The sequence below is a fragment of the Polaromonas sp. genome (assembly GCF_039930745.1).
Taxonomy (GTDB): Bacteria; Pseudomonadota; Gammaproteobacteria; order Burkholderiales; family Burkholderiaceae_C; genus Polaromonas.
The window spans coordinates 14,823-34,376 of sequence record NZ_JBDTTH010000032.1; the positions used below are offsets into that span (position 1 = coordinate 14,823).

Annotated in this window: 14 protein-coding genes; 11 read left to right on the top strand and 3 right to left on the bottom strand. The window is 65.2% G+C overall.

The window, feature by feature from the left end; all coding sequences use genetic code 11:
- The first annotated feature begins 14 nt into the window (after nucleotides 1-14).
- From ABI660_RS11890 to ABI660_RS11940, 11 genes are all read left to right on the top strand, one after another.
- Complete coding sequence (locus ABI660_RS11890) at nucleotides 15-1,370, top strand: SWIM zinc finger family protein (protein ID WP_348068199.1); 1,356 nt, start codon at nucleotides 15-17, stop codon at nucleotides 1,368-1,370.
- A complete protein-coding gene (locus tag ABI660_RS11895; RefSeq protein WP_348068201.1) occupies nucleotides 1,367-2,932 on the top strand; it encodes a DUF5691 domain-containing protein in 1,566 nt (521 codons plus the stop codon). The genes ABI660_RS11890 and ABI660_RS11895 overlap by 4 nt, the downstream gene beginning before the upstream one ends.
- An 11-nt stretch (nucleotides 2,933-2,943) precedes the next feature.
- Nucleotides 2,944-4,023, top strand: coding sequence for an AAA family ATPase (locus ABI660_RS11900; RefSeq protein ID WP_348068203.1), 1,080 nt, complete (start codon nucleotides 2,944-2,946; stop codon nucleotides 4,021-4,023).
- A 16-nt stretch (nucleotides 4,024-4,039) separates the two neighbouring features.
- Complete coding sequence (locus ABI660_RS11905; protein WP_348068205.1) at nucleotides 4,040-6,346, top strand: DUF5682 family protein; 2,307 nt, start codon at nucleotides 4,040-4,042, stop codon at nucleotides 6,344-6,346.
- Nucleotides 6,343-7,551 carry a VWA domain-containing protein gene (locus ABI660_RS11910; RefSeq protein ID WP_348068207.1) on the top strand — a complete coding sequence of 403 codons (1,209 nt, stop codon included), beginning with the start codon at nucleotides 6,343-6,345 and terminating at the stop codon, nucleotides 7,549-7,551. Before ABI660_RS11905 ends, ABI660_RS11910 begins: the two co-directional genes overlap by 4 nt.
- A 534-nt stretch (nucleotides 7,552-8,085) precedes the next feature.
- Entirely contained in the window at nucleotides 8,086-8,541 is a 456-nt protein-coding gene (locus ABI660_RS11915; RefSeq protein WP_348068209.1) for a Spy/CpxP family protein refolding chaperone, read from the top strand.
- Nucleotides 8,534-9,010, top strand: a complete 477-nt coding sequence (locus tag ABI660_RS11920; RefSeq protein ID WP_348068211.1) for a DUF4260 domain-containing protein — start codon at nucleotides 8,534-8,536, stop codon at nucleotides 9,008-9,010. Before ABI660_RS11915 ends, ABI660_RS11920 begins: the two co-directional genes overlap by 8 nt.
- 25 nt (nucleotides 9,011-9,035) lie before the next feature.
- A complete protein-coding gene (locus tag ABI660_RS11925; protein WP_348068213.1) occupies nucleotides 9,036-9,725 on the top strand; it encodes a response regulator transcription factor in 690 nt (229 codons plus the stop codon).
- Nucleotides 9,722-11,071 (top strand): ATP-binding protein, encoded by a 1,350-nt coding sequence (locus ABI660_RS11930; protein ID WP_348068215.1) that lies wholly within the window; start codon nucleotides 9,722-9,724, stop codon nucleotides 11,069-11,071. Before ABI660_RS11925 ends, ABI660_RS11930 begins: the two co-directional genes overlap by 4 nt.
- 186 nt (nucleotides 11,072-11,257) lie before the next feature.
- Nucleotides 11,258-12,448, top strand: coding sequence for an HDOD domain-containing protein (locus ABI660_RS11935; RefSeq protein ID WP_348068217.1), 1,191 nt, complete (start codon nucleotides 11,258-11,260; stop codon nucleotides 12,446-12,448).
- Between the two features lie 189 nt (nucleotides 12,449-12,637).
- A complete protein-coding gene (locus ABI660_RS11940; protein ID WP_348068219.1) occupies nucleotides 12,638-13,846 on the top strand; it encodes an HDOD domain-containing protein in 1,209 nt (402 codons plus the stop codon).
- 181 nt (nucleotides 13,847-14,027) lie between these two features.
- On the opposite strand, the gene ABI660_RS11945 is transcribed toward ABI660_RS11940, so the two are convergent.
- From ABI660_RS11945 to lipA, 3 genes are read right to left on the bottom strand one after another with little or no spacing between them, the layout of a single operon-like run.
- Nucleotides 14,028-14,885: a DMT family transporter gene (locus tag ABI660_RS11945; RefSeq protein WP_348068221.1), complete on the bottom strand. Its 858-nt coding sequence runs from the start codon at nucleotides 14,883-14,885 to the stop codon at nucleotides 14,028-14,030.
- Nucleotides 14,886-14,887: 2 nt separating this feature from the next.
- Entirely contained in the window at nucleotides 14,888-18,493 is a 3,606-nt protein-coding gene (locus ABI660_RS11950) for a DEAD/DEAH box helicase (protein ID WP_348068223.1), read from the bottom strand.
- Nucleotides 18,490-19,539 carry a lipoyl synthase gene (lipA, locus tag ABI660_RS11955; protein ID WP_348068225.1) on the bottom strand — a complete coding sequence of 350 codons (1,050 nt, stop codon included), beginning with the start codon at nucleotides 19,537-19,539 and terminating at the stop codon, nucleotides 18,490-18,492. The genes ABI660_RS11950 and lipA overlap by 4 nt, the downstream gene beginning before the upstream one ends.
- Between the last annotated feature and the right edge of the window lie 15 nt (nucleotides 19,540-19,554).

Consider the following 19,554-nt stretch of genomic DNA (forward strand, 5'->3'; position numbering starts at 1 on the left):
CCCCGCCACCGCGCATGAGCCGTGTGCCGTTCAGCGCCGATGCCGTGCTGGCGCTGTCTCCCGATGACAGCTCCAGCAAGGCCGCGCGCGGCCTTGTTGCATCGGGTAAATGGCCCATGCTGGGCGCCAGCGACAACGCGGTCTGGGGCGAATGCCAGGGCAGCGGCAGCAAGCCTTACCAGACTCAGGTCGACCTCTCAGGTGCCGGGCCGACTTTCCGCTGCAGTTGCCCAAGTCGCAAATTTCCCTGCAAACATGGTCTGGCGTTGCTGCTGTTGCAGGCGCAGACTCCTGCCACCTTCACGGCGCCTGAACCGGCCTGGGTCGGCGAATGGCTGGCCTCGCGCAAGGAGCGCGCCGAGAAGAAGGAAGTGCGCGCCTCCGCCGCGCCAGCACCGGCTGATCCTGCGGCCGCCGCAAAGCGCGAGGACAAACGGTTTGAACGCATGGCTGCGGGTGCGCGCGAGCTGGCGCTGTGGCTGGATGACCTGGGCCGCAAGGGATTGGCAGCGCTGGCTGGCCAACCCGGTAATGCGACCGGTATCGCTGCACGCATGGTGGACGCGCAGGCGCCCGGTCTTGCACAGCGCCTGACGCAGGCGATGGCCCTGGTCGGCGAAGGCACCGACTGGCCGGCGCGCTTGCTGGCGCGGCTCGGCAACCTGCAACTGCTGGTCGATGCAGCACAACAGCGCGAGCGCTTGACGCCAGCGCTGCAGGCCGACCTGCGCCAGGCGCTGGGTTGGCCCCTGGAGCGGGAGGAGGTGCTTGCCGCCGGACCGGCTGTGAGCGACAGCTGGCAGGTCATTGCCCAGGTGATGGTCGAGCGAGAGGCACGGTTGACCGAGCGCCGGGTTTGGCTGATTGGGCGGCAAAGCGCCCGGCGCGCGCTGCTCGTCGATTTTTCTTACGCTGGCAAAGCCTTTGAGCACGGCTGGATGGTGGGCCAGAAGAGTCTTTGTGCATTGGCCTTTTACCCCGGCGCCGACCCTCTGCGCGCGATGCTGGCACAGACCGTGGACGATATGCCGGATGGCGGCGACACAGCCTTTTCGCCAGTGCCCGGCTGGGACGACGAATGGTCGGCGCTGGCCGAACGCATGGCCGCGAATCCCTGGGCCGAACGCTGGCCACTGCTGCTCGGCAATGCACAGTTGCTGCGCCACGCCGATGGCTGGGCGCTACTGTGCGGCGAGCGGCAACTGGGGCTGCGACTGAGCGATGCCGACGGCTGGGAGTTGCTTGCGTTTGCTGGCGGGCAGGCGGTCGAGCTGTTCGGTGAATGGGAAGGGGCCGCGCTGCGACCGCTGTCGGCCTGGGTGCGGGGCGGCAGTGACTGCTGGCGCTGCGCCGCGGAGACCACGTCATGATCGACTGGAGCAGCCTGCTGCAGGCCGCGCTGGTGGGCGCCGAGCGACCGTGGTCATTGCCGGCCGGCGTCACAACCGATCCGGTCCAGGGCCTCCTGCGCGAAGCGGCGGCGCTCGCCCCGCCCGATGCGCCCGGGCAGCTGTTGCGCCTGGCCGGTGCGCTAGCACTGTGCCGCCAGGCCGGCTGGCAGGCGCCGCCCGGCACAATCGCCGCGCCTGCGCCGGCTCCCGCTGAAAGCCGGCGTGAGGCAGATGCCGACTGGGTGGATCTGCTGTCCGGGGGGCTGGCCCACGGACCGCTGCGGCTTCAGGCGCAATTGCTGCGGGCGATGGTGAACGCCGGGCTGCATGCGCCGCCGGCCCTGCTGTCTGCGCTTCTGCAACTGGGCCGCGCCAACGTGTTGCTGCGGGCCGACCTGGGGCCGGTGCTCGGCGAGCGCGGCCGTTGGCTTGCCGCACAGAATCCCGATTGGGCCTATGCCTGCGGTGCCGAGGAAAGCGCTAGCGCGGCGACGCATTGGGAGCGCGGCAACCTTGAGCAGCGACGTGCCGTGCTGCATGCCGAGCGCGCCAGTGCGCCCGGCCAGGCGCGCGCACGGCTTGAGGCAGATTGGAGCAGCCTGGCCGCGAAGGACCGGGCGCTGCTGCTGCAGACCCTTGCGACCGGGTTGTCAATTGACGACGAGGCCTTTCTGGCGGCGCAGCTCAAGGATCGCGCGCAGGATGTGCGCTCCGGCGCGGCCGACCTGTTGGCGTCCTTGCCTGACAGCGCCTATGCCCAGCGCATGGCCGCGCGCCTCGCACCGTTGTGCGTGTCCGGGAACGAAAGCCCCGGCCTGCTCAAGCGCATCACCGGGCTTGCCGTGCCGCGTGTCCGCTTCGAGGCGCCGCTGCAAAAAGAGGCCGACTGGAAGGCAGACGGCATCGAAACGGAGTTGCCCAAATATGAATCTCTCGGCGAGCGCGCGTGGTGGCTTTATCAGCTCACGCGGCGCAGTTCACTGGCCTGGTGGTGTGTGCACAGCGGGCTCGATGCGGCGGCGCTGGTCAGGCTCGCCGTCGCCAGCGACTGGGCCGAAGCGCTTCTGCGCGGCTGGCTGCACGCGCTGCTGACGCAACCGGATGCCGACTGGGCCGAAGCGCTTCTGTCGCTGGGCGGCGCACGGCGCGAGACCATGCCTGCGCCGCTGCTCGCCATGTTGCCGGTTGAGCGCCGTGAGGCGTGGCAGCTTGCACAGCTGTCAAGCGACAACGCCTTGCACGCCGCGATAGACGCCTGCCTGTCCGGCGTCGCCGCACAGGACTGCTGGGGTGCGGCACTTTCCTTGCGGTTCGTGCAACTGCTGCAGCCGAAGCTTGCGCAGGGCGCGCTGCAGCAGGACTACGGCCTGCGCCAGCAACTGCCGGATTTGCTCTGCGCGCTGCATCCCGACGCGCTGGCCGGCTGGTCCAGCCCGCCGCGTGGCGACGACGACACGGCATCGCTGTCGGACTGCCTGAACCTGCTTGAGCAGGTGCTGAGCAGCCGGCGGCGGATGCAAACCCTGATTTCCCAACCTTGAAAAGATCTGCCATGACCCAAGTTCTGCGCCGCCATGCCGAAGACCAGTTTGCTGAAGAACTCGCCGAGATTGGCAAGGTCGACCGGCGTCAGCGCCCCGCGAACTGGAAAATGTCGCCTTGGGGCGTGGTGTCCTACCTGATGGGTGGCAAGCTCGACAACGGCTTCGAGGTGAGCGCCAAATACATCGGCAATCAGCGGCTCATGGAGATCGCGGTCGCGACCCTGGTGACTGACCGCGCGCTGCTGCTCTATGGCGTACCGGGCACCGCTAAATCCTGGGTTTCGGAGCACCTCGCGGCCGCGGTCAGCGGCGACTCGACGATGCTGATCCAGGGCACCGCCGGCACCAGCGAGGAGCAGTTGCGCTACGGTTGGAACTACGCCGAACTGCTTGCCAACGGCCCGAGTGAGAAGGCGCTGGTGCCCAGCCCGCTGGTCCACGCCATGCGGCTTGGCAAGATTGCGCGGGTTGAAGAACTCACGCGGATTCCGGCCGACGTGCAGGACACCCTGATCACCGTGCTTTCGGAAAAGACCCTGCCGATTCCCGAACTCGGCAGCGAGGTCCAGGCGACGCGTGGTTTTTCGGTGATCGCCACCGCCAACAATCGCGACAAGGGTGTCAACGAGCTGTCGAGCGCGCTGAAGCGCCGTTTCAACACCGTCGTGCTGCCGGTTCCTTCAAGCGAGGAAGAAGAGGTGCGCATTGTCGCCAAGCGGGTCTCCGAACTCGGCCGCGCACTTGAATTGCCGGCCGAGCCGCCGGCGCTCAAGGAGATACGCCGCGTCGTTCAGATTTTTCGCGAATTGCGCAACGGCCAGACGGAGGACGGCAAGACCCGGATCAAGTCGCCGAGTTCCACGCTCTCGACCGCCGAGGCGATCTCTGTCATCAACAGCGGCATGGCACTCAGCGGACATTTCGGTGACGGTGAACTGCACGCGAGCGACATCGCTTCCAGCCTGCTTGGCGCGGTGATCAAGGACCCGGTCAACGACACGGTCGTCTGGAAGGAATACCTGGAGACGGTCGTCAAGGAGCGACCGGAGTGGAAAGAGCTGTACCGGGCTTGCCGGGAACAGCTGTAAACGGCGCGCTGCCCGCATGAGCGATTCGCCGGTTCATTACTTCGGCATCCGCCATCACGGGCCGGGCTGCGCGCGCAGCCTCGGCCGCGCGCTCGAGGCATTGCAACCAGACTGCGTGCTCGTCGAAGGGCCGCCTGATGCTGACGCCTTGCTGCCCTTCGTGTTGCAGGCGGGCCTGCGGCCGCCGGTCGCGCTGCTGGTGCATGGCGCTGACGACAGCGAAAGAGCGGCTTTCTACCCATTTGCCGAGTTCTCGCCCGAATGGCAGGCGCTGCGTTTCGGACTGGCGGCCGGGTTGCCGACACGTTTCATCGACCTGCCGCAAGCGATCCGTTTTGCGCAGGACAAGCTCGCTGACGAGGCCGATAAGGACGACGTCGGGCCGAGCGAATCCGCGCCACCCGAGGGCGAATCTCCCGACACCGGGGCATCCGGCGCAAGGCTGCCCGACTTGCAGCATTACGACCCCATGGACGCGCTCGCCGAGGCCGCCGGATTCTCCGACGGTGAAAGCTGGTGGAACCACCTGGTCGAGGAACGCGGCGATAGTGAGGACCTGTTTGTGGCCATCGCCGAGGCGATGACGGCGATTCGCGCCGAGTGGCCCACAGCGATGCGCGGCGAGCGCCATGCGCTGCGTGAGGAGCAGCGCGAGGCACACATGCGGCAATGCGTGCGCGAGGCAATCAAGGCCGGGCACACGCGCATTGCAGTGGTTTGCGGCGCCTGGCACGTGCCGGCGCTGCGCACCGAACACACAGCCAAGGCTGACGCGGCCTTGCTGAAGGGCTTGCCGAAAGCCAAGGTCAACGCGACCTGGGTGCCGTGGACCTACCGGCACCTGACCTCGGCGAGTGGTTATGGCGCTGGCATAGATTCACCGGGCTGGTACGACTTCCTCTGGCGTGGCGGCCAGGGCAGCGCCGGCCGTGCGGGCGGCTGGCTGGCCAGAGTGGCGCGGCTGCTGCGAGACAACAGCCTTGACTGCTCGTCGGCGCACGTGATCGAGGCAACCCGCCTCGCCGATACCCTGTCTGCGTTACGCGGCCGCGCAGCGCCCGGCCTGGTGGAACTTGACGAGGCGGTCTGCAGCGTGATGTGTCTCGGCGATCCTGCCGCGCTGCTGCTGATACGGCGCGAACTCACGGTCGGCGACCGGATGGGTGAGGTGCCGCCCGAGGTGCCGGCCGTGCCGTTGCAGCGTGATATCGATCAGACGCAGAAATCACTGCGGCTCAAGCCCGAAGCGCTGCAAAAGACGCTGGAGCTCGACCTGCGTCAGCCCAACGATCTCGCGCGCAGCCGTATGCTGCACAGGCTCAGCCTGCTTGACATCGGCTGGGGCGCGCTGGCGCGCGGCAGCCGGCAGGGCCGCGGCACCTTCCGTGAGACCTGGCAACTGCAGTGGCAGCCCGAGTTCGCGCTGCGCATCATCGAGGCCAGCCGTTTTGGTTCGACCCTGGAGCAGGCGGCTGGCGCGCGGGTCGTTGAATGGTGCGCCGGCATCAGCCGCCTTGACGAACTTGCAGGCCTGGTCGACAGCGTCCTGCTGGCCGATCTTGGCGATAGCGTGCGTTTGCTCAGCGAGGCGTTACAGGCGCGCGCGGCGATCACCGGCGACGCGCTGCAACTCATCGCCGCTGTGCCGCCGCTCGCCAACGTGTTTCGCTACGGCAGCGTACGTCAGACCGACAGCGGCCTGCTCGCCCAGGTCCTTGACGGTCTGATCGCGCGCGGCGCGATCGGCCTGCCTCTGGCCTGCCAGGCGCTCGACGAGACTGCCGCACAGGCCCTGCGCGACCCACTGCTCGCAGCGAACGAAGCGATAGGACTGCGCGAGAGCGCCGAGCAGACCGAAGTCTGGCGGCTTGCGCTGCGCCAGATCGCCAGCGGCGATGCGCCGCATGCGCTGCTGCGCGGGCTGTGTTGCCGCTTGCTGCTGGACGCTGCGGCGTCCAGCACCGATGAGATTGCGACATGGCTGTCACGCGCGCTGTCGGCCGGCGTAGACCCGTTGGACGCGGCGCTTTGGCTGGACGGCTTCCTGAACCGCAATGCGATGGTGTTGCTGCACGACACGACGCTCTGGCGGCTCATTGACGATTGGCTCACCGGCTTGTCTGACGCGCATTTCCTTCAGGTCGTGCCGCTGGTGCGGCGCAGCTTCGCGGCTTTCTCGAATGCGGAGCGGCGCGACCTCGGGCAGCGCGCGGCGCGTGGCAGTGCTGCTGCGCCGGCGGTCGAGGCCGTTGCCGGCCTCGATGCGGCGCGCGCTGCCAAACCGTTGCCGACCTTGCGACTGTTGTTGGGGCTTCCCGCATGAATGATCCGTCCCTGAACCCCGTCACTCCGGTCGCACCGGCCGCAAACCGCCTGCAGCGCTGGCGCCTGGTGCTCGGCAGTGAGGCCGACAACAGTTGTGGCAGCGCAGAGGGCGGGCTGCGCAACATCGAACTTGCGCTCGCGGCGCTCTATGAGCCGGACGGTAGCGGCGGTCTGGGCCGTGGTGCCCGCGGCGGGCGCGGCGACTCCCGGCCGAACGTCGCACGCTGGCTCGGCGACATTCGCAATTATTTTCCGAGTTCCGTGGTGCAGGTCATGCAGCGCGACGCGATGGAGCGGCTCAACCTGCGCGAGATGCTGCTCCAGCCCGAAATGCTGGAAAGCGCCCAGCCCGATGTCCATCTCGTCGCCAACCTGCTGTCGCTGGCGAGCGTGATTCCCGAGGGAACCCGGGCCACAGCCCGCCAGGTGGTGCGCACGGTGGTCGACCAGCTCATGGACAAATTGCAGGAGCCGCTGCGCGGCGCCATCAGTGGCGCGCTGGACCGCAGCCAGCGCAGGAGCCGGCCGCGCCATGCCGAGATCGACTGGAACCGTACGATACGCCTGAACCTGCGCCACTGGCAGCCGGCATTGCGCACTATCGTGCCGCAGACGCTGATCGGTTACGGGCGCAAAGCCAGGCGGCCGCAACGCGAGGTGATCCTGTGCATCGACCAAAGCGGTTCCATGGCCGCGTCGGTCGTTTATTCAAGCATTTTTGGCGCGGTGCTTGCGAGCCTGCCTGCTGTTGCGACAAAGCTTGTCGTCTTCGACACCAACGTTGTTGACATGACCGAGCAATTGCAGGATCCGGTGGATCTGTTGTTCGGCGTGCAGCTCGGCGGCGGCACCGACATCAACCGTGCGATCGGCTATTGCCAGACTCTGGTGCAGGAGCCGCGCAACACGATCATGGTGCTGATTTCCGACCTTTACGAGGGCGGCGTCGAAACCGGCTTGCTGCGCCGCGCCAGCGAGCTGGTTGAATCAGGCGTGCAACTGATTGCCTTGCTCGCACTCAGCGACGAGGGCGCGCCTTCGTACGACCGCGAGCTGGCCGCCAAGCTCGCGGCGCTCGGTGTGCCGAGCTTTGCCTGCACGCCGGACCAGTTTCCGGGCCTGATGGCCGCGGCCGTCAGGCGCGACGACGTTGGCGCGTGGGCTGCCGGCCAGGGCATCAAAACCAGCCGCGCGCAGGGCTAGGAGCCCAACAGAGTCCTAGCGCGCCCGGGTCGCCAAAAGAAAGTCACCAAAGAAAAAGAGACCCGATGGTCTGGGTCCTTCCGCTTCGCTGCAGGCAACCTCCGGTGCTCGCCGAAAGTGGGATCGAGCTCGAACTCGCCTTTGGCTCAGACAATCGCTCGCCCTGATCCACTTTCGGCTGTGCTCCTCGGCCCAGCCCGACAGGTTGCGGGGAAAAGCCAATACCAATTCAGGGAGAGACATGACGCGCTTCACGCGTCATGTCGAGAACGTGGCCGTCATGCTTGCACGCGGGTGCAGCTCACGTTGCCAAATGAGTCTCCCTTCCATCGCCTAGCGGGGCGAGGGAAGGGCGGGGGGTTGGGAGTGGGGAGTTGCGCCTACTGTCCAAAGCAGACCCTAAGCGCAGCGTGACGACGGATTAACCCCCCGAGAACGAAACAAAGCGAAACACACCGCAACCCCACTGAAACCCCCACCACCCCCAACCCCAGCACCATACAAAGCCTCAACAACTTTTTCAAAAGGTCTCTCATGAAACGCTTCATCAAGAAAACCCTGTTCGCCCTGGCCGGCGGCGCGCTTATCGTTGGCAGTCTTGGCGCCTGTTCCCATCGTGGCCCTGGCGGCTGGCACGAAGCTTCGCCGGAGTCGCGTGCGCGTATGGTCGAGAAGGTTGGCTCCAAACTGGACCTGGACGCAGCGCAGAAGCAGAAGCTCTCGGTGTTGGCCGACAAGCTGCAGGCCCAGCGCGCCGCGCTGCATGGTGCAACCGATCCGCGCGCGGCCATGCAGGGGCTGTTTGCCGGCAGCAAGCTGGACCAGGCCGGTGCCAAAAAACTGATCGACGAAAAAACTGCCGCCGTCCAAAGCGGCAGCCCCGAAGTGATTGCCGCAGCGGCCGACTTCTTTGACAACCTGCGGCCCGAGCAGCAGCAGAAAGTACGCGAGTTCATGGAGCGTGGCCGCCGCTGGGGCCGTCATGGCTAAGGCCTTGAGCTTTGGTCTGGTGGGCGGGCGGCTGGCCCGCCTAGCCCAGGCGCCTCATGTCAGTAGCGTGCCGCGCGCCTTGTCCCCGGGCAGTGTGGGCGGTGGGGTGCGCTGGCTGCTGCGCCTGGAAGGGCTGGCGGTGCTGGCGCTGGCCGTGGCTGCTTACATGCAGTTCGGCGCAGGCTGGGCGTTTTTCGCCTGGCTGTTCCTGCTGCCGGACCTGTCCTTCCTGGCTTATCTGAACGGGCCGCGGACAGGGGCGTTGGCCTACAACGCCGCGCACTCTTACGCTGGCGCGCTGGGCCTGCTGGCGCTGGGCGTTTTGGGAGCGATGCCGCTGGCTTTGGCCGCCGGACTGGTCTGGTGTGCGCATATCGGGCTGGACCGTGCACTGGGATATGGCCTCAAGTACGCAGAGGGCTTTGGCAGCACCCATCTGGGCCGGTTGGGGCGCGCTGACCCGTGGTGAGCGGCAAGCTTCTTATGATGGCGACATGCCCCGCATCCTGCTGATTGACGACGACGAACACCTGGCCGCACCTTTAGCGGCCTACTTTGCGCGTTTTGACTTTGTGCTCGACAGTGCCACGCGCCCGTCGCAGGGTCTGGCCAGATTGCGCGCCAGCGCCTATGACGCCGCCATTTTGGACGTGATGCTGCCCGAGATGGACGGCTTTGCGTTGTGCCGCGAGATTCGCAAGGAAAGCGACATTCCGATCGTGATGCTGACCGCACGCGGCGACGTGATGGACCGCGTGGTGGGCCTGGAACTGGGCGCTGATGACTACCTGCCCAAACCCTTCGAGCCGCGCGAACTGGTTGCGCGCGTGCAGACCATTTTGCGGCGACGCAGAAACGGCGCGCCGACATCACGCGAGCAGCGCCGTGTGTTCCAGGATCTGGTGATTGACCTGGAAACACGTGAGGTGCTGCGCCAGGGCGAGCGGCTGGAGCTGACGGGCACCGAGTTTGAGCTGCTGGCCATGCTGGCGGCCGAGCCGGGCAAGGTGTTCAGCCGCGACGACATCCTGAACCGCTTGCGCGGGCATGAGGCCGAGCTCTACACCCGGGCTGTCGATATTGTGGTGAGCCGGTTGCGCAGAAAACTGGAGCCGCTGGACTGCATCAAGACCCTGCGTAATGCCGGCTACACGCTGGCCGTGGGCAAGGCGGAAGCGCCATGAGAAAAAACAGATACGGCGGACATGACAGACGCGACAAGCAAGGTCTTCAACCCGGCCGCTGGCGCCGGCGCTGGCGTCATTCGCTGAAGCTGCGCCTGGTCACCATGTTTGTGCTGCTGGCGCTGGCCATGACGGCGATTTTCATGGGAGGCATGCAGCGCGCGTTTTCCACCGGCTGGCGCGACGCCGCCAAACCGCTGGTGGCCGACTACATGGACCGGGTGGTCACCGAGCTGGGCACACCGCCGGATGTGGCCAAGGCCGAGGCACTGGTGACACGGCTACCCATTGCCATACGCATCGAGGGGCCGCAGGTGAACTGGCAGTCGCACCCGGAGCGCTTCGAGTTTCGCGAACGCGCAGGCCTGGGCACGCGAGGCGGCGACTGGCTCAGCCGCAGCACAGCTGACGGGCACCGCGTGAGTTTTGGCCTGGGCACCGTGCCCTGGCAGCGCGGGCCGCACGGCCTTTTTGGCTGGCTCACGCTGGCCCTGCTGCTGGCGCTAATTGCCGGGTCCTATATCTATGTGCGGCGCCTGCTCAGGCCACTGGACGACATTGGCGCCGGTGCCGAGCGATTTGGCCGCGGCGACTTTGCTGAAGCGATACCGCTGCGCCGCCGCGATGAACTGGGCGACCTGGCCCAGCGCATCAACGCCATGGCGCAGGACATCAAGGGCATGCTGGACGCCAAGCGCGGTCTGCTGCTGGCGCTGAGCCATGAGCTGCGCTCGCCGCTGACACGCGCGCGCCTGAACGCCGAGCTGCTACCCACCACCGCGCACGGTAACGGCCCCGGCGAGCCCGAGCGCGCCGCGTTGCTGCGCGACCTGGGCGAAATGCGCGACCTGATCAGCGACTTGCTGGAAAGCGAGCGGCTGGCCAGCCCGCACGCCACGCTGCATCGCGAGCCGGTGGACCTGGCCGCGCTGGTGCGTGAGGTGGTGGCCGACATGCCCGACGCAGGGGCCGTGGTGCTGGACCTAGCCGCGGACCTGCCCGTACTGGCACTGGACCGCATGCGCATCCGCCTGCTGGTGCGCAATCTGCTCGACAACGCCTTGCGCTACAGCGAAGAGGCCGGTCAGCCGCCACGTATCGTGCTGAGCCGCCAGGACGGCGGCATGCTGCTGGAAGTGCGCGACTTTGGCCCGGGCGTGGATGCAGAACAGCTCGCCCGCCTGACCGAACCTTTCTACCGCACCGACAGCGTGCGCCAGCGCGCCACCGGCGGCGTGGGGCTGGGCATGTACCTGTGCCAACTGGTGGCGCAAGCGCACGGCAGCCGGCTGGAGGTGCGCCGTGCCGAGCCGGGCCTAAGCGTACGCCTGTTGCTGGCGGGCTAGCTGCTTCCGCCGGTCAGCGGTTCCGCGCCGGCGCGGCTGGATTCACCAAGCAGAGGGAGAAACCCCGGCTTTCTTGAAGAATCAGCTGTCACGCTTTTTCCTTACAGTGTCCCGAGGAGAGCCTGCCATCGGTCTTGCTGATGGAAGGCGGAAGCATCTTTTACCCATAACTGGCGCGACACCTGAATGGCTGAAAATAATTACCTTGTGCGGGCGCCGCTGCTTGATCCGAAGCAGAAGGTTGCCGGCTACCAGCTGGTATGGCAAAAAAATGGCGAAACCAGCAGCGATGCCGAATTGCGCCAGCTGCTGGCTTTTGTGGCCGAACACGTGGCCAACGCCAAGCTGGGGTTCCTGTTTTTTGACGCAAGCCCCGCCCTGTATGGCGCCGCTGCGCTCAATGTCCTGACACCTGCCAGTACGGTGCTGGTGCTGAACCGCGCCGACCTGGTGGAGGAAGACCATGTGATGATGGCCACGGCGCTGCGCAAGCGGGGCTTTGGCCTGGCGCTGCGTGACGCGGACCTGACCTGCCTGGAAGGCGACCCAACGCTGCTGCCTCTGGTGACTCATGTCCGGATAGCTGCCGCTCATCCACAGCTGGCTTTGATCAACCGGTATGCCAAAACCAGAAAATTCCCCCTCTCGGTGGTGGTGGACCAGTTCCCGGGCTGGCGCGAGTTTGATGCCTGCGCCCTCATGGGTTTGAGCGGGCTGTTCGGGAATTTCTGCCTGACGCCGCGCGCACCGAGCCCGGCAGAAAAACCAAGCTCGCAGGCCATACTGATTCTCCAGCTGATGCAGCTGGTTCAGGACAACGCCGACATCCATCACCTTGAAAAAATCCTGAACCAGGATGCCAGCATTTCGGAGAAGCTGCTCCATCACATGAACTCCGCCAGGTTCGGCCTGGATGGCCAGATTGCTTCCGTGCGGCAGGCGGTGACGATGCTGGGTTACAAACCGCTGTTTCGCTGGCTTTCTCTGCTGCTGGCAACAACCAGCAAGACCGGGTTTAGCCCCGCCTTGCTGCAGGCCGCCATTATTCGGGGGCGGTTTATCGAGCTTCTTGGACAGGGACTGCTTCCCAAAAGCGAAGCCGACAGCCTGTTTATCGTTGGCACGTTTTCGCTGATGGACCAGCTGCTGGGAATCTCGATGGACGAAGTGTTCCGCCAGGTGGTGCTGCCGGAGGCTGTGGCGCAGGCCCTGCGTTCGCGCGATGGCGTGTATGGGCCTTTCCTCGCGCTGGCAGAGTCCTGCGAACGAGAGGACGGCAGCACAGCGGCGCTGGCCGATGCCCTGTCCATGGAAGCGGAGCGCATCAACCAGGCGCACCTGGCTGCCATGGTCTGGGCGCAAAACATCAAGCTTTGAGGTCAGTGATGGTGCTCACGTGTAACCGGCAGAAATTTATCTCTCAAAACGCTGAACAGAAGGATAATTTTGATGTCATTGGATCGACCCGGCTCTCTTTGTTGAGAGCTTCTCCGGCCTCTGGCCCGCGCCCTTGCGTCGCGTGACCCAAGGCGTGGCGACCCTGTTTTTACAACCTGGCTTTAAAGTTTGGCAAGCGACAACCGTTATCTTTTCAGGGCACCGCTGCTTGACTCCGAGCAGCGTGTCATCGGCTACAAGCTGGCTTGTCAGAAGAACCCGCAGGACAGCGAATTCTCCGACGAGGCGAGTTCGCATCAACTGCTCGGCTTGCTGGCAGAACATGCCGGTGAAACCCGGTCGGGCCGCTTCTTCCTGCAAGTGAGCCCTGTGGCCCGGTTCGCGGAGGAATTGGCTGCACTCTCGCCCCAGGCCACTGTGCTGATCCTGACGCCGGCCGACCTGCTGGGCGAGGGCAATCGCGCCCTGCTGGCCTCATTGCGTGAGCGTGGTCTGGGCCTGGCTCTGCGCGATGCCGACCCGGTTTTTCTGGCGCCGCTGGCGAACGAAGCGCTGCTTTCCCTGCTCAGCCATGTACTGGTTGCCTTTGATCATCCGCAGCGGGCCGCCATCACCAGCCTGGCCCGGCAACGGCAGCCGCCTCTGGGCGTGGTGGTGGACAAGGTGCCGGGCTGGCCGGAACTCGCCGCCTGTGCCGGCACGGGTGTTTCGGGCATTTTTGCGGACCTCTGCCGGGCGCCGCGCGAGATCAGGCAAGCAGGCAAGCTGGGCCCGCAAGCGCAGCAGATTTTGCAGCTGATGCACATGGTTCAGGGCAATGCAGACATACGCCATGTTGAAAAAGTCCTGAAAAGCGATGTCACGCTTTCCTACAAGCTGCTTCGGTATATCAACTCCGCGGGTTTTGGCCTGGAAGTTGAAATCGAATCGCCACGGCATGCCGTGGCCATGCTGGGTTATGCACCCCTGTTTCGCTGGCTTCTGCTGTTGCTGGCGCGTACGCACACCACCGGGTTTTCTCCTGCGCTGATGCAGGCAGCCATGATTCGCGGGCGGTTTGCAGAGCTGCTGGGCCAGGGTTTTCTTTCCCGGCGGGAAGCGGAAAACCTGTTTGTGGTTGGCATGTTTTCCTTCCTCGATCGCCTGCTGGGCATTCCCATCCAGGAAGTACTGGGCCAGCTAACGCTGCCGGAAACAGTCGCCGAAGCCTTGCTTGCGCGGGAGGGTGTGTACGCCCCGGTCTTGACGCTTGCGGAAGCCTGCGAGGGTGAGGACGGGCGCGCTGCCGATTTTGCGGCGGCGTTGTCCATGAAGGCCGAAGACGTGAACCTCGCCCACCTGGCGGCGCTGGCCTGGGCCCAGAACATCAAGATCTAGTGGCCTGTAACGCTGAAACCAGAAGTCGCTGCCCGCGCGATACAGGGCACGCTGCGGCGTTGCAAATGCGCGCGATGCCTGAGGCATCGCTGTGCTTTGCGCCTTGCATCGCACCCCGTCTCACGCGGTCCTCGCCTCCTATTTCAACGTTACAGGCCACTAGTCCCACGGGGCGCGGGGTTTATGCTTTGGCAGGAGCGCGTGTGCCGAGCACGGCGGCGCCAATGATCATGGCCGCCGCCAGGCCAATGCTCCATGTCAGCGCGCGGCCGCTGACCAGCATCAACAGCGCGGTGGAGCCCAGCGGTGTGAGGTAACTCAGAATGCCGATCTGCCGCGCGTCGCCCAGCTTGAGCGCCTTGTCCCAGAGAAAAAACGCCGCGCCGAGTGGGCCCAGCCCCATCACCGCGATCAAGGCCCAGTCCCGGCCTGACAGCGCTACGGACGGCTCCAGCGCCCAGTGGCACAGCAGCGACAGGATGCCCGAGACCAGTCCAAACAGGCCGATGGCGGCAGTGGGGAAGGGTGCGACGCGTTTTGTGAGCAGCGAGTAGCTGGCCCAAATGAAGGCCGAGGCCAGGGCCGGCAGGTAAGCCCAGGACCAACCGCCGCTTTGGCCGCTGCTGTCACCGCCGCCGGCACCCAGGATGGCGATGGCCGCGCCGGCAAAGCCGAGCAGGGCCGCGACGACATGCATGGCGCGCAAGTGAACGCCGCGCAGAAATAGCGGCGCCAGCACCACCATGAACAATGGCCACAGATAGTTGACCAGATTGGCCTCGACCGGTGGCGCATGGCGCAGGGCGATGAACAGCAGGAAATGAAAACCGAACAGGCCATACACGCCCAGCAACAGCGTGCTGGCGGGGATTCGCCATTGTTGTTTGTCTTTCAACACAAAGGGAAGCGCCAGCAGGCTGCCAACCAGCAGGGCGAGGCCGGTCAAAAGAAAGGGCGGGACGTGGCGCAGCGACACACCCAGTGAGGCGAGGCTGGCCCACAGGGCGATGGCCCCTAAAGCGTACAGATTGGCTGGCATGCTCACGTCCCCAGCGGCTTGAGCAGCGCGGCCAAGTCGTTTTCCGTGAACAGGGGCTGCTTGCGCGCCGCCGCTTCGCTGTACATGCTGTCGGCCAGCGCCGCCTTGCGCTCCTGCAGCGCCAGGATGCGTTCTTCAATCGTGCCCTGGGCCACCAGCTTATAGACCATCACGCGCTGGGTCTGGCCGATGCGGTGGGCGCGATCGGTTGCCTGGGTTTCCACGGCCGGGTTCCACCACGGGTCGTAGTGAATCACAGTGTCCGCCTGCGTCAGGTTCAGGCCCACGCCGCCGGCCTTGAGGCTGATGAGAAACAGCGGCACTGCGCCGGAGGTGAAGCGTTCGATGAGGGCATCTCTCTTCTGGGACTGGCCGGTCAGTTTGACCCACGGCATGCCGCGTTTTTGCAATTCTTCTTCAATCAGTTCAAGCATGCTGGTGAACTGCGAAAACAGCAGCACCTTGCGCCCTTCGGCCAGCAACTCGGGAAGCAGTTCCATCAGCAGTTCGAGTTTGGCCGATTGCCTGATTTTTTTGGCGGCGGCCACCGGCACCAGGCGCGGGTCGCAGCACACCTGGCGCAGCTTGAGCAGTGCGTCGAGAATCTGGATCTGTGATTTGGCCAGCCCTTTGTTTGCGAGCGCTTCACGCACGGTCTTTTCCGTCGTCAGGCGTATGGTTTCGTATAAATCAGCTTGGTGGTCGCCCAGTTCAACGCTGGAAATCGCCACCTGTTTTTCCGGTAGATCCGTGGCGACATCGTTCTTGTGACGGCGCAGCATGAACGGTGTCACGCGGCGGCGCAACTGGTCGGCACGCTCGCTATCGCCGTGTTTTTCAATCGGTGTGCGGTACAGGGCCTTGAACCTGGCCTGGCTGCCCAGGAAGCCGGGCATCAGAAAGTGAAACAGGCTCCACAACTCGCCCAGATGATTTTCCATGGGGGTGCCCGACAGGCACAGGCGATGGCGGGTGTTCAACTCGCCGACGACTTGCGCCGCATGGCTGCTGGCGTTTTTGATGTTCTGCGCTTCATCAAGCACCACCAGGTGCCAGGGCTGAGCGTGCCAGCGCTCGCGGTCCCGCTGCAGCAGGGAGTAGGGTGCGATCACGAGGTCGTACTTGGCGATGTCGGGCGCCAGCGCGTGGCGATCCTTGCCGTGCAGCACCAGGGCGCGAAGACCTGGCGTGAAGCGTTCGGTTTCCTTGCGCCAGTTGCCCATCAGGCTGACCGGCGCAATGATGAGTGCCGGCAAGTCCAGCCGCCCGGCCTCTTTTTCAACCAGAATATGCGCCAGTGTCTGCAGGGTTTTGCCCAAGCCCATGTCGTCAGCGAGAATGCCGGCCAGGCCATGGGTGCGCAGAAACTGCAGCCACACCAGCCCCTGCAACTGGTAGGGCCGCAAATCAGCTTTCAGGCCTGTGGGCAACGCCACCTCAGGCAGCGCGCTGCGTCCGGCCAGCTGGCCCACCATTTGGCGCAGGCTGTCAGCGCCTTGCCATTCAACGCCGGCGCCCAGTGCGGCGCCCATACGCATGGCCTCCAGGCGCGACAGGCGCAGGGCCTCGCCGTTGAAGTCGCTGCCGTGTGCGCTGCTGCGTTCGCCCACCAGGTCCAGCAGAGCTTGCAGCCACGGGTGCAGCGGCCCGGTGGGCAGGCGCAGCCAGGTGCCGCCTTCCTGCGCCAGATAAATAAAGGGCGGCAATTGCAGCGTAGCCGTTTCGGAGGCAGCCGCTGAACCCGGTGATCCCGATGCGGGGGCCGGGCTGTGGCTGGCCGCGCCCAGTTGCGCCAGCAACTCGGGCAGCAAGGGCAGGATGTTGCGGCGCTGGCCGTTAATCGACATACCCAGCGACAGGTCAAACCAGGGTGACTGGCTGTCATCTAGGGCTTTGGGTGCCTTCCCTTCTGCGGCAGCGTTGATGCCGGCATGGGGCGACATTTGTACCTCCAGCGTATCGGCTCTCGCAATCCAGCCAGCCAGGCCGGGTTCCACCGTCACTGTCAGGCCGACCTCGCGCAAGGCGGCGAAATCGTCATCCAGCCACCGCAGCCAGGCATGCTGCTCGGCGGCAGAATTAAATGGCCGGTAAAACTGTCCGACTGTGTCTCCGGCCAGCCCCAGCCCATGCAGGGCCTGGTGGGCGGCACGCTCGGCAGCCAGGTCCCGGTACAGCTGAATGCGCCGGATGGCCGGGTTTGCGTCGGCGCCACCGTCGGCTTGTTCCAGGAGTACCGGGTTGTGCTCATGCATGGCGTAGTGGCGCAAACCAGCGTAGTCGAAACGCAGCGTGGCGCGCAGCAGGCCCAGACGGGCGCGGTCGTCGGCTGTTATGGCGGTGATGTGCACATGCGCCGTGGGCGTAACACCCTCCACCCGCTCTGGCGGCCTCATGACAGGCGGCAGGGGCAGGCCCGCCAGACGCCGCAACAGGGTGGTTTCGTGCAACGCAAAGGCCGACTGCGGAATCGGCGGTGCTTTCATCAGCAGTAGCAAGTGCTCGCTGGACACCCCCGGCGTCTCCAGCGGGCCGCACAGCCCGGCGCGGGCGTGCATGTACAAGGGTGGCATGTTGGCAAAGCACCCGACACCACGCGCTTCATCTGGCAACTGCGGGGTCAGCATCCACACTGGCTCGGGCGCCTCTGGCGCCTGCAGCGCAACGCCCGCCTTTTTAACCACCACTGCCCGGGCCGCCTTGTCGGGTTTGACTTCGCTCCAGCGCCATGCCAGGGGCTGCGCTGGGCCCCAGACGAGGGGTTGACCCAGGACACGGTCCTCGGTGCTTGAAAACAACCGCCCTGTGCTGGATGCAAGTTGCAGCGCCAGCAGGCCGGTCGGGCCGGCCACGAGACCCTGGTTGTTGGAATAGGGGTAGCTGTAGGTGCGGTCGGCCAGGCTTTCGATCAGACGCACGATTTCGAGGTCTTCCCCGCTGGCGTTGTGATCGCCCATGTACCGAGGCTGTTTGACTTTGCCCCAGTTGCCGTTTTTCAGGCGGCGCGTCAGGCCAAAACCGAGCTGCAGCACCCGGTGCGTGCCCATCATGGCGGGGCTCAGCGTGAACACGATGTGGTCCGCCGCATCCGCGTCGGCCTGTGCCCGCGCGTTGCTCTCGCCGGCCTGCGTGCTGGCGCTGGCGTCGCCAAACAGGTCCAGCCACTGGGTGACTTTTTGCTGCGCCTGCCGGCGATCCTGCTCCAGACGGGCTTGTGCCTGCGCTTCCTGTTCGGCTTGCAGTTGTGCGGGGGTTAGAACCGCCGCGGGCGGTTTGCCGTCCGGTCGCATGCCGCCTGATTTATAGGCAGCTCTGAGCGTCAGGGCCACACTGTGCTTGCAGTTGTGACTCACCGGGCAACTGCATTGCGCGTCAAAAAAAACAATCTGCCCCTCGTCCCCTACTTCAAGCGTGGCGGACACGCCGTAGACCTCGTATTTGCTGCCCTGCACGGCTCCGTCAATGGTCCACTCATGGCGCCCCGCGCCTGTGAGCACGCATTCCAGCACTTGCTGGTTGCGCAAAACTTCCAAGCCGCGCGCAAAAGTGGCGGACGGTACCTGTTGGGCCAGCGATTGCGGGTCCAGCAAAAACTTCGACGCGCTCACCTCCCCGCAGCCAGCCCGAGACTTTGGTCACCAACGCCCGCAGCATGGGCCTGCTGGTCGGCGTGGTAACTCGAGCGCACCATCGCGCCCACAGCCGCGTGGGTGAAACCCATCTTGTAGGCTTCGGCTTCAAACATCTTGAAGGTGTCGGGGTGCACGTAGCGGCGCACCGGCAGGTGGCTGGTCGAAGGCGCGAGGTACTGGCCGATGGTCAGCATGTCGATGTTGTGCGCGCGCATGTCGCGCATGACCTGCAGAATTTCTTCATCGGTTTCACCCAAGCCAACCATGATGCCGCTTTTGGTTGGCACGGCAGGGTGAAGCGCCTTGAATTTTTTCAGCAAGTTCAGGCTGAAGGCGTAGTCGGAACCGGGGCGGGCTTCTTTATAAAGGCGCGGCGCAGTTTCCAGGTTGTGGTTCATGACGTCGGGCGGCGCAGCCTTGAGGATTTCCAGCGCGCGGTCGTCACGGCCGCGGAAGTCGGGCACCAGGATTTCAATGGTGGTGCCTGGCGAGAGTTCGCGAATGCGCGTGATGCAGTCGACAAAGTGCTGGCTGCCGCCGTCGCGCAGGTCGTCGCGGTCCACGCTGGTGATCACCACATACTTGAGCTTGAGCGCGGCAATGGTCTTGGCCAGGTTTTCGGGCTCGTTGACATCCAGCGGGTCCGGTCGGCCGTGGCCGACGTCGCAAAACGGGCAGCGACGCGTGCACTTGTCGCCCATGATCATGAAGGTGGCGGTGCCCTTGCCGAAACATTCGCCGATGTTGGGGCAGGACGCTTCTTCACACACAGTGTTGAGCTTGTTCTCGCGCAGGATCTGTTTGATCTCGTAAAAGCGCGTGGTCGGGCTGCCGGCCTTGACACGAATCCACTCGGGTTTTTTGAGCATCTCGCCCTGCACCACCTTGACCGGAATGCGCGAGAGCTTGGCCGCGGCCTTCTGCTTGGCCAGCGGGTTGTAGGCCTCCTGGCTCTGGATGTCGCGCACCACGGGATTGGTGGCGGGGCTGGTGAGGGAGTTGACGACTTCAGGTGTGCTCATGGTCCATACCGTTCG

Bases quoted from the DNA above. Each gene is read 5' to 3' on its own strand.
- ABI660_RS11935 (WP_348068217.1), top strand. From the start codon at position 11,258: ATGGCTGAAAATAATTACCTTGTGCGGGCGCCGCTGCTTGATCCGAAG.
- ABI660_RS11945 (WP_348068221.1), bottom strand. From the start codon at position 14,885: ATGCCAGCCAATCTGTACGCTTTAGGGGCCATCGCCCTGTGGGCCAGC.
- ABI660_RS11895 (WP_348068201.1), top strand. From the start codon at position 1,367: ATGATCGACTGGAGCAGCCTGCTGCAGGCCGCGCTGGTGGGCGCCGAG.
- lipA (WP_348068225.1), bottom strand. From the start codon at position 19,539: ATGAGCACACCTGAAGTCGTCAACTCCCTCACCAGCCCCGCCACCAAT.
- ABI660_RS11915 (WP_348068209.1), top strand. From the start codon at position 8,086: ATGAAACGCTTCATCAAGAAAACCCTGTTCGCCCTGGCCGGCGGCGCG.
- ABI660_RS11920 (WP_348068211.1), top strand. From the start codon at position 8,534: ATGGCTAAGGCCTTGAGCTTTGGTCTGGTGGGCGGGCGGCTGGCCCGC.
- ABI660_RS11905 (WP_348068205.1), top strand. From the start codon at position 4,040: ATGAGCGATTCGCCGGTTCATTACTTCGGCATCCGCCATCACGGGCCG.
- ABI660_RS11925 (WP_348068213.1), top strand. From the start codon at position 9,036: ATGCCCCGCATCCTGCTGATTGACGACGACGAACACCTGGCCGCACCT.
- ABI660_RS11910 (WP_348068207.1), top strand. From the start codon at position 6,343: ATGAATGATCCGTCCCTGAACCCCGTCACTCCGGTCGCACCGGCCGCA.
- ABI660_RS11900 (WP_348068203.1), top strand. From the start codon at position 2,944: ATGACCCAAGTTCTGCGCCGCCATGCCGAAGACCAGTTTGCTGAAGAA.
- ABI660_RS11890 (WP_348068199.1), top strand. From the start codon at position 15: ATGAGCCGTGTGCCGTTCAGCGCCGATGCCGTGCTGGCGCTGTCTCCC.
- ABI660_RS11930 (WP_348068215.1), top strand. From the start codon at position 9,722: ATGAGAAAAAACAGATACGGCGGACATGACAGACGCGACAAGCAAGGT.